This is a genomic window from Lelliottia sp. GFLA7, from assembly GCF_056490165.1.
The window spans coordinates 1000204-1014018 of the sequence record NZ_JBWLAQ010000001.1 but is presented as its reverse complement, the minus strand read 5'-3'; the positions used below and the strand labels follow the sequence as shown (position 1 = coordinate 1014018).

Annotated in this window: 10 protein-coding genes and 1 other annotated feature; of the genes, 8 read left to right on the top strand and 2 right to left on the bottom strand. The window is 54.6% G+C overall.

From position 1 onward, the window contains the following. Nucleotides 1–27: 27 nt before the first annotated feature. The 7 genes from dnaX to AC07RN_RS04855 all read left to right on the top strand — a co-directional run bounded on the left by dnaX (nucleotide 28) and on the right by AC07RN_RS04855 (nucleotide 8468). Nucleotides 28–1956, top strand: coding sequence for a DNA polymerase III subunit gamma/tau (gene dnaX / locus AC07RN_RS04885; RefSeq protein ID WP_478335717.1), 1929 nt, complete (start codon nucleotides 28–30; stop codon nucleotides 1954–1956). Then, nucleotides 1286–1350, top strand: a sequence feature (DnaX frameshifting element). It overlaps the preceding gene by 65 nt. A gap of 53 nt (nucleotides 1957–2009) precedes the next feature. Continuing rightward, nucleotides 2010–2342, top strand: coding sequence for a YbaB/EbfC family nucleoid-associated protein (locus tag AC07RN_RS04880; protein WP_012016355.1), 333 nt, complete (start codon nucleotides 2010–2012; stop codon nucleotides 2340–2342). Beyond that, nucleotides 2342–2947, top strand: coding sequence for a recombination mediator RecR (recR, locus tag AC07RN_RS04875; protein WP_012016356.1), 606 nt, complete (start codon nucleotides 2342–2344; stop codon nucleotides 2945–2947). The genes AC07RN_RS04880 and recR overlap by 1 nt, the downstream gene beginning before the upstream one ends. Nucleotides 2948–3182: 235 nt before the next feature. Next, nucleotides 3183–5057 (top strand): molecular chaperone HtpG, encoded by a 1875-nt coding sequence (gene htpG / locus AC07RN_RS04870; RefSeq protein WP_407435626.1) that lies wholly within the window; start codon nucleotides 3183–3185, stop codon nucleotides 5055–5057. Nucleotides 5058–5247: 190 nt separating this feature from the next. Further along, complete coding sequence (gene adk, locus AC07RN_RS04865; RefSeq protein WP_012016358.1) at nucleotides 5248–5892, top strand: adenylate kinase; 645 nt, start codon at nucleotides 5248–5250, stop codon at nucleotides 5890–5892. Between the two features lie 246 nt (nucleotides 5893–6138). Further along, nucleotides 6139–7101: a ferrochelatase gene (hemH, locus tag AC07RN_RS04860; protein ID WP_012016359.1), complete on the top strand. Its 963-nt coding sequence runs from the start codon at nucleotides 6139–6141 to the stop codon at nucleotides 7099–7101. Nucleotides 7102–7163: 62 nt separating this feature from the next. After that, nucleotides 7164–8468 (top strand): inosine/guanosine kinase, encoded by a 1305-nt coding sequence (locus AC07RN_RS04855; RefSeq protein WP_478335716.1) that lies wholly within the window; start codon nucleotides 7164–7166, stop codon nucleotides 8466–8468. A 382-nt stretch (nucleotides 8469–8850) separates the two neighbouring features. Here AC07RN_RS04855 and ybaL read toward each other — a convergent pair whose 3' ends face one another. Further along, nucleotides 8851–10527, bottom strand: coding sequence for a YbaL family putative K(+) efflux transporter (gene ybaL / locus AC07RN_RS04850; protein WP_235134886.1), 1677 nt, complete (start codon nucleotides 10525–10527; stop codon nucleotides 8851–8853). Between the two features lie 233 nt (nucleotides 10528–10760). After that, nucleotides 10761–11981, bottom strand: a complete 1221-nt coding sequence (locus AC07RN_RS04845; protein ID WP_012016362.1) for an MFS transporter — start codon at nucleotides 11979–11981, stop codon at nucleotides 10761–10763. A 165-nt stretch (nucleotides 11982–12146) separates the two neighbouring features. Between AC07RN_RS04845 and ushA the strand changes: the two genes are divergently transcribed. After that, nucleotides 12147–13799, top strand: a complete 1653-nt coding sequence (ushA, locus tag AC07RN_RS04840) for a bifunctional UDP-sugar hydrolase/5'-nucleotidase UshA (protein WP_478335715.1) — start codon at nucleotides 12147–12149, stop codon at nucleotides 13797–13799. Nucleotides 13800–13815 lie beyond the last annotated feature (16 nt).

Genomic DNA, 13815 nt, shown 5'->3' with positions numbered 1-13815 from the left:
CACCTTCCAGCGTTGCAGAGCCTGCCCATGAGTTATCAGGTGTTAGCCCGAAAATGGCGACCCCAAACCTTCGCTGACGTTGTCGGCCAGGAACATGTGCTGACCGCCCTGGCGAACGGTTTATCGCTAGGACGTATTCATCACGCGTATCTATTCTCCGGCACGCGCGGCGTCGGCAAAACGTCTATTGCCCGTTTGCTGGCAAAAGGCCTCAACTGCGAAACCGGAATCACCGCCACACCGTGCGGCGTATGTGATAACTGCCGTGAAATCGAGCAGGGGCGTTTTGTCGATCTGATTGAGATCGATGCTGCGTCGCGCACAAAAGTCGAAGACACCCGCGATCTGCTGGATAATGTGCAGTACGCCCCGGCGCGTGGCCGCTTCAAGGTCTATCTGATCGATGAAGTGCACATGCTGTCGCGCCACAGCTTTAACGCCCTGCTGAAAACGTTGGAAGAGCCGCCATCGCACGTCAAATTCCTGCTGGCGACCACCGATCCGCAAAAGCTGCCGGTCACGATTCTGTCGCGTTGCCTGCAGTTCCATCTGAAGGCGCTGGACGTTGAACAGATCCGCGCGCAGCTCGAACATATTCTTGACGAAGAAAAAATCGTCCACGAACCGCGTGCGCTGCAACTGCTGGCGCGTGCTGCAGACGGTAGCCTGCGTGATGCGTTAAGCCTCACCGATCAGGCGATTGCCAGCGGTGACGGCCAGCTTTCAACGGTCGCGGTCAGCACGATGCTTGGCACGCTCGACGACGATCAGGCGCTGTCGCTGGTCGAAGCGGTGATCGAGGCGAACGGTGAACGTGTGATGTCGCTGGTCAACGTCGCGGCGTCTCGCGGTGTGGAGTGGGAAGCGCTGTTAGTAGAAATGCTCGCCTTGCTGCACCGCGTGGCCATGTTGCAGCTTTCGCCTGCCGCCATTGGCGCAGATATGGCCGCGATAGAACAGCGGATGCGCGAACTTGCCCGCATCGTGCCGCCAACTGACGTTCAGCTTTACTATCAGACGCTGCTGATTGGCCGTAAAGAGCTGCCGTTTGCGCCGGACCGCCGTATGGGTGTCGAAATGACGCTGCTGCGTGCGCTGGCGTTCCATCCGCGCAAGCCGCTGCCAGAGCCTGAAGTCACGCAACCATCTTTTGCTCCGGTCGCGCCAACCGCCGTGTTGACGCCGCCGCAAGTGCCGCAGGAAGCTGCGCCACCACCCCGGCAGGACGTCTCGCTGCCGGATGCCACCAGTTCGGTGCTCGCCGCCCGCAATCAGCTCCAGCGCGCGCAGGGGGCAACCAAGCCAAAAAAGAGTGAACCGGCAGCGCCAGGAAGAGCGCGGCCGGTTAATAACGCCGCACTCGAACGACTCGCATCGGTAACGGAGCGCGTGCAATCGCGCCCCGCATCCAGCGCAGCCGAAGTCAAAGCCCCGGCGAAGAAAGAGGCTTACCGCTGGAAATCGACCAACACCGCAGTAGAGGTGAAAGTCGAAGTTGCCACGCCGAAAGCGCTTAAAAAAGCGCTCGAACATGAGAAGACGCCAGAGCTGTCAGCAAAGCTCGCCGAAGAGTCGCTTGAGCGTGATGCATGGGCCGCTGAGGTCAGCAAATTGCAGCTGCCGAAGCTGGTGGAACAAGTTGCGCTGAATGCCTGGAAAGAGCAGGACGGGAATCATATCCGCCTGCATCTGCGTCCGAGTCAGCGGCATCTTAATTCCCCGTCAGCGCAAAAGGTGTTGACGGAGGCGCTCGCCACATTGCACGGTGCACCGGTTGAATTGACTATCATTGAAGATGATAATCCCGAGATGCGAACTCCGCTGGAGTGGCGACAGGCCATTTATGAAGAGAAGCTTGCGCAAGCGCGCGAGTCGATTATTGCGGATAACAATATCCAGACTCTGCGTCGTTTCTTCGACGCAGATCTGGATGAAGAAAGTATTCGCCCCCTTTGATCGTGAGTCTGACTTACGGTTTTAATCGTTAAACGTGAAAGAGAGAGAAGCCTATGTTTGGTGGAAAAGGCGGTCTGGGTGGCCTGATGAAGCAGGCTCAGCAGATGCAGGAAAAAATGCAGAAGGCACAGGAAGAGATCGCCCAGCTGGAAGTCACGGGTGAATCTGGTGCTGGTCTGGTGAAAGTCACTATTAACGGCGCACACAACTGCCGCCGCGTGGAGATCGATCCGAGCCTGCTCGAAGACGACAAAGACATGCTGGAAGATCTGGTTGCTGCTGCATTTAACGATGCTGCGCGCCGTATCGACGAAACTCAGAAAGAGAAAATGGCCTCTGTTTCCAGCGGTATGCAATTGCCGCCGGGCTTCAAGATGCCGTTCTGATGCAAACCAGTCCGCTGCTCACGCAGTTAATGGAAGCGCTGCGCTGTTTGCCGGGCGTTGGCCCGAAATCAGCGCAACGTATGGCGTTTACGCTGTTACAGCGCGACCGCAGCGGCGGGATGCGCCTGGCGCAGGCACTGACCCGCGCCATGTCAGAAATTGGTCACTGTGCGGATTGTCGTACATTTACCGAGCAGGATGTGTGCAATATCTGCACCAATCCGCGTCGTCAGGAAAACGGTCAGATTTGCGTGGTGGAGAGTCCAGCGGACATCTACGCCATTGAGCAAACCGGGCAGTTTTCGGGCCGTTATTTCGTGCTGATGGGGCATCTGTCTCCACTGGATGGGATTGGCCCGGATGATATCGGTCTGGATCGTCTTGAACAGCGTCTTGAATCTGAGACGCTGACCGAGGTGATTCTCGCCACCAACCCGACGGTGGAAGGCGAGGCGACAGCGAACTATATCGGTGAGCTGTGCGCGCAGTACGGCGTGAGCGCCAGCCGAATCGCCCACGGCGTGCCGGTTGGCGGTGAGCTGGAAATGGTGGACGGCACCACGCTGTCTCACTCTCTGGCTGGACGTCACAAGCTTATTTTCTGACCAAACGGAGGCTGCATTCGTGGCCTCCGCTTGAAATATTCTGTTCTTATCCCCATCTCTCACTCAACTCGTTATACCCGTCATACTTTACGTCACAGGTGCGTTGGCTGCGTTCGTTCACCCCAGTCACTTACTTAAGTAAGCTCCCGGGGATTCTCTTACTTGCCGCCTTCCTGCAACGCAAATTATTTAGGGTATCCACTTCATTAAATGGCATTGTTGAGGTCGATTGAATATGAAAGGACAAGAAACCCGTGGTTTCCAGTCAGAGGTCAAACAGCTTCTGCACCTGATGATCCATTCCCTGTATTCCAATAAAGAAATTTTCCTGCGCGAACTGATTTCCAACGCCTCGGATGCGGCGGACAAACTGCGCTTCCGCGCGTTGTCCAACCCGGATCTGTATGAAGGTGACGGTGAATTGCGCGTGCGTGTCTCTTTCGATAAAGACAACCGCACCCTGACCATCGCTGATAACGGTATCGGCATGAATCGCGACGAGGTGATCGATCATCTCGGTACGATTGCCAAATCCGGCACCAAATCCTTCCTCGAATCTATGGGTTCAGATCAGGCGAAAGACAGCCAACTGATCGGCCAGTTCGGCGTGGGCTTCTACTCTGCGTTTATCGTGGCGGACAAAGTCACCGTGCGCACCCGCGCGGCGGGCGACAGCGCTGAAAACGGCGTGTTTTGGGAATCTCACGGTGAAGGTGAATACACCGTTGATGACATCACCAAAGCCGATCGCGGTACCGAAATCACCCTGCACCTGCGCGAAGGCGAAGACGATTTCCTGAATGACTGGCGCGTGCGCTCGATCATCAGCAAATATTCCGACCACATCGCATTGCCTGTTGAGATCGAAAAACGGGAAGAGCAGGACGGGGAAACCGTTGTCTCCTGGGAAAAAATCAACAAGGCGCAGGCGCTGTGGACGCGTAACAAGTCTGAAATCAAAGACGACGAATACAACGAATTCTATAAGCACATCGCCCACGACTTTACCGATCCGCTGACCTGGAGCCACAACCGTGTAGAAGGTAAGCAGGAATACACCAGCCTGCTGTATATCCCGGCGCAGGCACCGTGGGACATGTGGAACCGCGATCACAAGCACGGCCTGAAACTGTACGTGCAGCGCGTGTTCATCATGGATGACGCTGAGCAGTTCATGCCGAATTACCTGCGCTTCACCCGTGGTCTGATTGATTCCAACGATCTGCCGCTGAACGTTTCGCGCGAAATCCTGCAGGACAGCACCGTGACGCGCAATCTGCGTAACGCGCTGACCAAACGTACGCTGCAGATGCTGGAAAAACTGGCGAAAGACGACGCGGAAAAATACCAGACCTTCTGGAAACAGTTCGGCCTGGTACTGAAAGAAGGCCCAGCGGAAGATTCGGGCAACGTGGAATCTATTGCCAAACTGCTGCGCTTTGCCTCTACGCACACCGACTCTTCCGAGCAGACCGTGTCGCTCGAAGATTACGTATCTCGTATGAAAGAAGGGCAGGAGAAAATCTACTACATCACCGCTGACAGCTACGCTGCTGCGAAGAGCAGCCCGCATCTGGAGCTGCTGCGTAAGAAAGGCATCGAAGTGCTGCTGCTTTCCGACCGCATTGATGAGTGGATGATGAACTACCTGACGGAGTTCGACGGTAAAGCGTTCCAGTCTGTGGCGAAAGCGGACGAATCCATCGATAAACTGGCGGATGAAGTGGACGAAACCGCGAAAGAAGCCGAGAAAGCGCTGGAGCCTTTCGTAGAGCGCGTGAAAACCCTGCTGGGCGATCGCGTCAAAGAGGTGCGTTTCACCCATCGTCTGACCGACACCCCGGCAATCGTCACCACTGACGCCGACGAAATGGGTACACAGATGGCAAAACTGTTCGCTGCTGCGGGCCAGGCGATGCCAGAAGTGAAATACATCTTCGAGCTGAACCCGGATCACCCGCTGGTTAAACGCGCGGCAGACACGCAGGATGAAGCACGCTTCTCCGAGTGGGTTGAGCTGCTGCTGGATCAATCCCTGCTAGCTGAGCGCGGTACGCTGGAAGATCCAAACCAGTTCATCAAGCGCGTGAATGCATTGCTGCTGGCGTAATTAACCACGCTCCCCTGGTCTTCTCCTCTCCCGTGGGAGAGGGCCGGGGTGAGGGCATCAGACTGTATCATCCCAAATAATCCCCCCGTTAACCGTTTCAGCCTCCCCGCCTTCCTTGAGCCATACCCGTTCTGATGGTATTGTTTAGCGCTTTTGAAAAATTGAACCAACTTTTGAGGGGATTTTCGCAATGCGTATTATTCTGCTTGGCGCTCCGGGCGCGGGTAAAGGAACTCAGGCTCAGTTCATCATGGAGAAATACGGTATTCCGCAAATCTCTACGGGTGACATGCTGCGTGCCGCTGTTAAATCTGGCTCCGAGCTGGGTAAAAAAGCGAAAGACATCATGGACGCTGGCAAACTGGTGACTGACGAACTGGTTATCGCCCTGGTAAAAGAACGCATCACTCAGGAAGATTGCCGTAACGGTTTCCTGCTCGACGGCTTCCCGCGTACCATTCCGCAGGCTGACGCCATGAAAGAAGCGGGTATCAACGTGGATTACGTTCTGGAATTTGCCGTTCCTGACGAGCTGATCGTTGACCGTATTATCGGTCGTCGCGTCCACGCTGCATCCGGTCGCGTTTACCACATCAAATTCAACCCACCGAAGGTTGAAGGCAAAGACGACGTGACCGGCGAAGAGCTGACCACGCGTAAAGACGATCAGGAAGAGACCGTGCGTAAACGCCTGGTGGAATACCATCAGATGACCGCGCCGCTGATCGGCTACTACTCTAAAGAAGCGCAGGCGGGTAACACCCAATACGCTAAAGTTGACGGCACCAAGCCAGTCGCTGAAGTGCGTGCAGAGCTGGAAAAGATCCTCGGCTAATCGCTTTTCGCCACTCAATCATTCGGGCTGCATCACGGCGGCAAGGACTCGACTCCCTGGAATAGAGATAACTCTGTGACCGGGGGAGAGGGGGCAGCCAGCAAAGAGGCAGCCTGAAAGATGACGTGGACTCACCCGAAACGCTTCGGGTGAGATATTCTCTCCTCTTTCCTATCGCAGCAATGGGTTCCGTTTACACGCTTTTCAGTTACAATCATCAGCCATTCAAATGGTTAAGAGGCGTGAATGAGTCAGGCGAAAACCGGCATCCTGCTTGCCAATCTGGGCACTCCAGAAGCACCCACTCCAGCAGCAGTTAAGCGTTACCTGCGACAGTTTTTAAGCGACACGCGCGTCGTCGATACCCCACGAGTCTTGTGGTGGCCGCTATTGCGTGGCGTCATTCTGCCGATTCGCTCCCCACGCGTTGCTAAACTTTACCAGTCCGTGTGGATGGAAGAGGGCTCTCCGCTGATGGTCTACAGCCGTCGTCAGGAGAAAGCGCTTGCTGCCCGTTTGCCGGATATGCCTGTCGCGCTCGGCATGAGCTATGGCAAACCGTCGCTGGAAAGTGCGGTCGAAAATCTGTTGTCACAGGACGTTGAGCATATCGTGGTGTTGGCACTGTATCCGCAATATTCCTGCTCGACGGTCGCTGCAGTCTGGGATGAGCTGGCGCGCATTCTTGCGACGCGCCGTCATATTCCTGGCATTACCTTTATCCGCGATTACGCCGATGATGAGATGTACATTGCGGCTCTGGTGAACAGCGCGCGCGCATCGTTCGCTAAGCACGGCGAGCCGGATCTGCTTTTACTCTCCTATCATGGGATTCCTCAGCGTTACGCTGATGAAGGTGATGACTACCCGCAACGCTGTCGCGACACCACGCGCGAACTGGTTTCGGCGCTGGGCCTGCCGCCAGAAAAAGTGATGATGACCTTCCAGTCACGCTTTGGCCGCGAACCCTGGCTGACACCTTACACCGATGAAACGCTGAAAATGCTCGGTGAAAAGGGCGTGAAGCACGTTCAGGTGATGTCCCCGGGCTTTTCGGCGGACTGTCTGGAAACGCTGGAAGAGATCGCGGTGCAGAACCGGGAGTTTTTCCTCGAAGCTGGCGGAACGAAGTACGAATACATTCCAGCCCTGAATGACTCGCCAGAGCATATCGAGATGATGGTCTCGCTGGTAACGACGCGTCGCTAATCGCGTATTGGGCCGGGTTTGTGCTACCATTTCCGGCCCATTAGTCACTCGTAGCCCTGAACATGAAATTTCCCGGTAAGCGCAAATCCAAACACTATTTCCCCGTCAACGCACGCGATCCTCTCTTGCAACAGATTCAGCCAGAAAATGAAACCAGCGCGGCGTGGGTGGTCGGTATCGATCAGACGCTGGTCGACATTGAAGCGAAAGTAGATGATGCATTTGTTGCACGTTATGGGTTGAGTTCCGGTCATTCGCTGGTGATTGAAGATGATGTCGCTGAGGCGCTGTATCAGGAGCTGGTGCGCGAAAACCTGATCACCCATCAGTTTGCCGGTGGCACTATCGGGAATACGATGCACAACTATTCCGTGCTGGCGGATGACCGTTCGGTCCTGCTGGGCGTGATGTGCAGCAACATTGAAATCGGCGGATACGCCTACCGCTATCTCTGCAACACCTCCAGCCGTACCGATCTGAACTATCTGCAGGGTGTTGACGGGGCGATTGGCCGCTGCTTTACGCTGATCAGCGATTCCGGCGAGCGCACGTTTGCCATCAGTCCTGGTCACATGAATAAGCTGCGCGCGGAGAGCATCCCGGAAGAGGTGATCGCGGGCGCTTCTGCCCTGGTGTTGACCTCCTATCTGGTGCGCTGTAAGCCCGGTGAACCGATGCCGGAAGCGACCATGCAGGCGATTGAATACGCGAAAAAATACAATGTGCCGGTGGTGTTGACGCTGGGGACTAAATTCGTGATTGCAGATAACCCCGAGTGGTGGCAGGCGTTCCTGAAAGAGCATGTTTCCATTCTGGCGATGAATGAAGAAGAGGCCGAAGCGTTGACCGGCGAAAGCGATCCGCTGCTGGCGTCTGATAAAGCGCTGGATTGGGTCGATTTAGTGCTTTGCACCGCCGGTCCTGTGGGGCTGTTTATGGCGGGCTTTACGGAAGAAGAGAGCAAACGCAAAACTCAGCATCCGTTATTGCCGGGCGCGATTGCCGAGTTCAACCAGTACGAATTCAGCCGCGCGATGCGCCACAAAGACTGTGAAAATCCGCTGCGCATTTTCTCCCATATCGCGCCTTACATGGGCGGACCGGAGAAGATCATGAACACCAACGGTGCTGGCGATGGCGCGCTGGCGGCACTGCTGCACGATATCACCGCGAATGCCTATCACCGCTCTAACGTCCCGAACTCCAGCAAGCACAAATCCAACTGGCTAACCTATTCATCGCTGGCGCAAGTATGTAAATACGCGAACCGCGTAAGCTATCAGGTGTTGAATCAGCATTCACCGCGCTTAACGCGTGGGCTGCCGGAGAGAGAGGACAGTCTGGAAGAGTCGTACTGGGATCGCTAAAAGATAACCCCTCACCCTAACCCTCTTCCTAAGGGAGAGGGGATGGCACGGAATCGTCTTTTATTCCTCGTATCTATTGGTTGAGGGCATCAGACCGCACAGAGTCAAAGCAAAAAGGCAACGTCAGTTGTCTTTTTTATGTTTACTCCCTCTCCCTGTGGGAGAGGGCCAGGGTGAGGGCATCAGGCTGCACAGGGTCAAAACAAAAAGGCAACGTCAGTTGCTTTTTTGTGTTTACTCCCTCTCCCCGTGGGAGAGGGCCAGGGTGAGGGCATCAGGCTGCACAGGGTCAAAACAAAAAGGCAACGTCAGTTGCTTTTTTGTGTTTACTCCCTCTCCCTGTGGGAGAGGGCTGGGGTGAGGGCACCAGACAGCTGCAATCTTACCCCGTCACCGCCTCTTCAATTGGCGGCTTTTCAATCAGCGTAATCATGGTGTTAGCAATCTCACGCTCACCCATCACCACCTGATTCGCACCGCGTTCGGTAATGTATTCCACCTCGTCGTCATAATGCGCGCGGGCGATAATTTCAATCGTCGGGCATTTCTCACGCGCGGTCGCGACAATTTCACCCGCCTCGTAACCATTAGGAATAGTCAGCAGCAGCCAGCGCGCGCAGTCCAGGTGCGCCAGATTCATGATCTCTTCGTTAGCGGCGTTGCCTAACACGGCGCGGATACCGCGCGCACGCAGCTCATCCACGCGGGAACGTGATGTCTCGATAACCACCAGCGGAATGCCCTGAGCCATCAGCTTCTCGCCAAGCAGGCTACCGACGCGGCCAAACCCGACCAGCAGCGCGTGATTACAGATATCCACCGGGATCTGTTTCTCTTCTTCGGTCGCCTCTTCCAGCGTCTGCTCTTCCAGCGTCTCGGTTTTATCGAGATATTTTTCCAGCACCGCAAACAGCACCGGGTTGAGCATGATGGAGAGGATAGCGCCTGCCAGCACCAGATTTTGTCCGGCCTGTGGCAGCAGATTCAGCGCCATGCCCAGACCCGCCAGGATAAAGGCGAACTCACCAATCTGCGCCAGGCTTGCCGCGATGGTCAGCGCGGTACGCGGAGAGTGGCCAAACATGCGCACCAGGAGGAACGCGACAACAGATTTACCGAAGATAATGATCGCCAGCGTTGCCAGTACCGCCAGCGGCTGCTCTAAGAGGATCCACGGATCGAACAGCATGCCGACGGAGACAAAGAACAGCACCGCAAATGCATCACGCAGCGGCAGCGTGTCGTGCGCTGCACGGTGGCTCAGCTCTGACTCGTTCAACACCATCCCGGCGAAGAACGCGCCCAGAGCAAAGGAGACGTCAAAGAACTCGACCGCCCCGAAGGCAATGCCCAGCGCCAGCGCCAGTACGGAAAGGGTAAACAGTTCGCGTGAGCCGGTGGCGGCGCTGCGCGACATAATCCAGGGAACCAGACGGCGGCCCACGACCATCATGATGGCGATGAACGCAATCACCTTCCCGATAGTGATACTCATGTCCAGCGCCAGCGATGCGAAGCCGACGTTATCTTTTTCAAGCATTCCGGCGACGGCAGGCAACAGAACCAGCGTCAACACCATCACCAAATCTTCCACAATCAGCCAGCCGATAGCGATTTGCCCACGCTGGCTGTCGATAAGCTGTCGTTCTTCAAGCGCGCGCAGCAGCACCACGGTACTGGCGGTTGAGAGACATAATCCAAACACAATGCCGGTCATCAGCGGCCAACCTATCACCGCAGAAAGCGCCATACCCAATAACGTCGCCACGCCTATCTGGGCGATCGCACCGGGGATGGCGATGGCCTTTACCGCCATCAAATCCTTTAGGGAGAAATGAAGACCCACGCCAAACATCAGCAGAATCACGCCTAATTCCGCCAGTTCTGGCGCCAGTTTGGTATCTGCCACAAAACCGGGCGTAAACGGACCTGCCAGCACACCTGCTAATAAATAGCCCACGAGAGGAGAAATACGTAACTTGTTGGCAAGCATGCCAAGGATAAAAGCGAGCACAAGGCCACCAACAATGGTGGTGATAAGCGGTGTGGCGTGATGCATTCCGTCTCCTTTCGTCGTGTGGTGATCCATTTTTGGCGTGAATGCCAAAAACCCGATTAATAGTTTATGACAATTTTGACCGTTATGTTTATGAATAATTGTTGAAATTTGAAGAAAACAGCAATAAGCGTTAAAAAAAGCAAATTAGGACAAATTAACACGAGGATCGAGAGGGAAGCCTTACGGCAGTAGGTGCTGAGTGCGGCCAAAGTTTGACTTTGGCCGCAGAGAAACTAGGCCTTATGCCGATAATCAGGCAGGAATATGGTCAGTATCCCCAGAAGTGGCAGGAAAGCACAGATTTTGTAGACCAGGAAGATACTGGTGTGGTCAGCAACCAGCCCCAGAACGGCGGCTCCAAGGCCTCCCATCCCAAAAGCAAAGCCGAAAAAGAGTCCAGAAACCATACCGATACGTCCCGGCATTAGCTCCTGGGCATACACCAGAATGGCTGAAAACGCTGACGCGAGGATAAAACCAATTATCACCGTCAAAATCCCCGTCCATTCAAGGGATGCGTACGGCAAAATAAGGGTAAAGGGCGCAACGCCGAGGATAGAGCCCCAAATCACGTATTTACGCCCAATTTTATCGCCGACAGGGCCGCCAATCACCGTACCGGCTGCAACCGCGAACAAGAACGCAAACAGATGAAACTGCGCGTTTTGTACCGATAATCCGAATTTTTCCATCAGATAAAAGGTGTAATAGCTGCTGATGCTCGCCATATAGAAATATTTAGAGAAAATCAGCACTAACAGTATTCCGACGGCCAGAATGACCTTGTCGCGCGGCAGCGGATTCACCACGGCGACCTTCGGTTTTCCTTTGTTCACTCGATGCTGTGCGGAATACCAGCGGCTGATCTGAATCAATACGACAATCGCCAGCAATGCGGCCAGCACAAACCAGGCCACATTACCTTTTCCGTATGGCGCGATGATGACAGCGGCCAGCAGAGGACCGAGCGAGCTACCGAAGTTGCCGCCCACCTGGAACAACGACTGCGCCAGGCCGTGGCGACCCCCTGAGGCCATACGCGCCACACGCGAGGATTCCGGATGGAATACTGACGAGCCCGTCCCGACCAGGGCCGCAGCAACCAGGACCATCTCAAAGCTCCCGGCCAGCGCCAGCAGTACCAACCCGCTGAGCGTGAAACACATCCCAATCGGCAGTGACCACGGCATCGGATATTTATCTGTCCAGTAGCCCACGACGGGCTGTAACAGAGACGATGCCATCTGGAAAGTCAGCGTTATCATCCCGATCTGAACGAAGGTTAATGAAAATTCTGACTGTAACAGGGGATAAATCGCCAGAATCAGCGACTGAATCATATCGTTCAGCAGATGCGACAAACTGATCGCGCCCAAAATACCAAATGAGGTGCGCGCTTTTGGCGGTGACGCCGGAGAGCCCGTGGTGGGCTGGGTTGATTCACTGATTGCCATAAAATTCCACGTCTTTTATTTATAAGAAATGCAGGATGTCATTATTATCTCGCTAACATACCTTTCCGTGAGATTTGAGGAAAGTCGCAATTCTGAAAACATATTTGTCTATTCTTGTTACTCATTGTAATTTTTGCGTTTGTCTTTTAGTCAGGGAGCGAGAATATGAAGTTAATGAAGCGAGGCGTCGCATTGGCGCTGATAGCCACATGGGCGTTGGCAAGCCAGCAAGCGCAGGCATACGAAAAAGATAAAATCTACAAAATCACTATTCTGCATACCAACGACCACCACGGTCATTTCTGGCGCAGCGAATACGGTGAATACGGCCTGTCGGCGCAAAAAACGCTGGTGGATGGGATTCGCAAAGACGTGGCGGCGCAGGGCGGCAGCGTATTGTTACTGTCTGGCGGCGACATTAATACCGGCGTACCGGAGTCCGATTTACAGGACGCGGAACCCGATTTCCGTGGCATGAATTTAATTGGTTATGACGCGATGGCCGTCGGCAACCATGAATTTGATAATCCGTTAACCGTACTGCGCCAGCAGGAAAAGTGGTCTAAATTCCCGTTCCTCTCCGCCAATATTTATCAAAAAAGTACCGGCGAGCGCCTGTTTAAGCCCTGGGCACTCTTCAAACGTGAAGATTTAAAAATCGCCGTGATCGGCTTAACCACCGACGACACCGCGAAAATCGGCAACCCGGAATATTTTACGGACATTGAATTCCGTAAACCTGCTGATGAAGCCAAGCTGGTGATTCAGGAGCTGAATCAAAACGAAAAGCCAGACGTGATTATCGCGACCACTCATATGGGGCATTACGATAACGGCGAGCACGGCTCAAACGCGCCGGGTGATGTGGAAATGGCGCGCAGCCTGCCAGCGGGCGCGCTGGCAATGATTGTGGGCGGTCACTCACAAAACCCAGTTTGCATGGCTGCCGAGAATAAAAAGCAGGTTGATTACGTGCCGGGAACGCCATGCGCGCCCGATCGTCAGAACGGGATCTGGATTGTTCAGGCTCATGAATGGGGCAAATACGTGGGCCGTGCTGACTTTGAGTTCCGCAACGGCGAGATGAAACTGGTGAATTACCAGCTGATCCCGGTGAACCTGAAGAAGAAAGTGACTTACGATGACGGCAAAAGTGAGCGCGTACTTTACACGCCAGAAATTGCCGAAAACGCGCAAATGCTGTCGCTCCTGACGCCGTTCCAGAATAAAGGCAAAGCGCAGCTGGATGTGAAGATCGGCAATATTAATGGTCGTCTGGAAGGGGATCGCAGCAAAGTTCGCTTTGTGCAAACCAATATGGGACATCTGTTGCTGGCAGCGCAAATGGCGCGTACCAGTGCTGATTTTGCCGTGATGAGCGGCGGCGGCATTCGTGATTCCATTGATGGCGGTGATATTACCTACAAAGATGTGCTGAAGGTTCAGCCGTTTGGCAACATCGTGGTGTACGTCGATATGAGTGGTAAAGAAGTGATCGACTATCTGACCGCCGTGGCGCAAATGAAGCCTGATTCCGGTGCCTATCCGCAGTTTGCTAACGTCAGTTTTACCGCCAAAGACGGCAAGCTGAACGATCTGAAGATCAAAGGCGAACCGATTGATCCCGCCAAAACTTACCGCATGGCGACGCTGAGTTTTAACGCCACCGGCGGTGACGGCTATCCGCATATCGATGATAAACCGGGGTATGTGAATACTGGCTTTATCGACGCCGAAGTGCTGAAGCAGTTTATCCAGCAAAATTCACCGCTGGATGTGAATGTGTATGAGCCGAAAGGTGAAGTGACCTGGCAATAACAGGGCTATTTTGTTC

Bases quoted from the DNA above. Each gene is read 5' to 3' on its own strand.
- htpG (WP_407435626.1), top strand. From the start codon at position 3,183: ATGAAAGGACAAGAAACCCGTGGTTTCCAGTCAGAGGTCAAACAGCTT.
- recR (WP_012016356.1), top strand. From the start codon at position 2,342: ATGCAAACCAGTCCGCTGCTCACGCAGTTAATGGAAGCGCTGCGCTGT.
- ushA (WP_478335715.1), top strand. From the start codon at position 12,147: ATGAAGTTAATGAAGCGAGGCGTCGCATTGGCGCTGATAGCCACATGG.
- AC07RN_RS04855 (WP_478335716.1), top strand. From the start codon at position 7,164: ATGAAATTTCCCGGTAAGCGCAAATCCAAACACTATTTCCCCGTCAAC.
- dnaX (WP_478335717.1), top strand. From the start codon at position 28: ATGAGTTATCAGGTGTTAGCCCGAAAATGGCGACCCCAAACCTTCGCT.
- adk (WP_012016358.1), top strand. From the start codon at position 5,248: ATGCGTATTATTCTGCTTGGCGCTCCGGGCGCGGGTAAAGGAACTCAG.
- AC07RN_RS04880 (WP_012016355.1), top strand. From the start codon at position 2,010: ATGTTTGGTGGAAAAGGCGGTCTGGGTGGCCTGATGAAGCAGGCTCAG.
- ybaL (WP_235134886.1), bottom strand. From the start codon at position 10,527: ATGCATCACGCCACACCGCTTATCACCACCATTGTTGGTGGCCTTGTG.
- AC07RN_RS04845 (WP_012016362.1), bottom strand. From the start codon at position 11,981: ATGGCAATCAGTGAATCAACCCAGCCCACCACGGGCTCTCCGGCGTCA.
- hemH (WP_012016359.1), top strand. From the start codon at position 6,139: ATGAGTCAGGCGAAAACCGGCATCCTGCTTGCCAATCTGGGCACTCCA.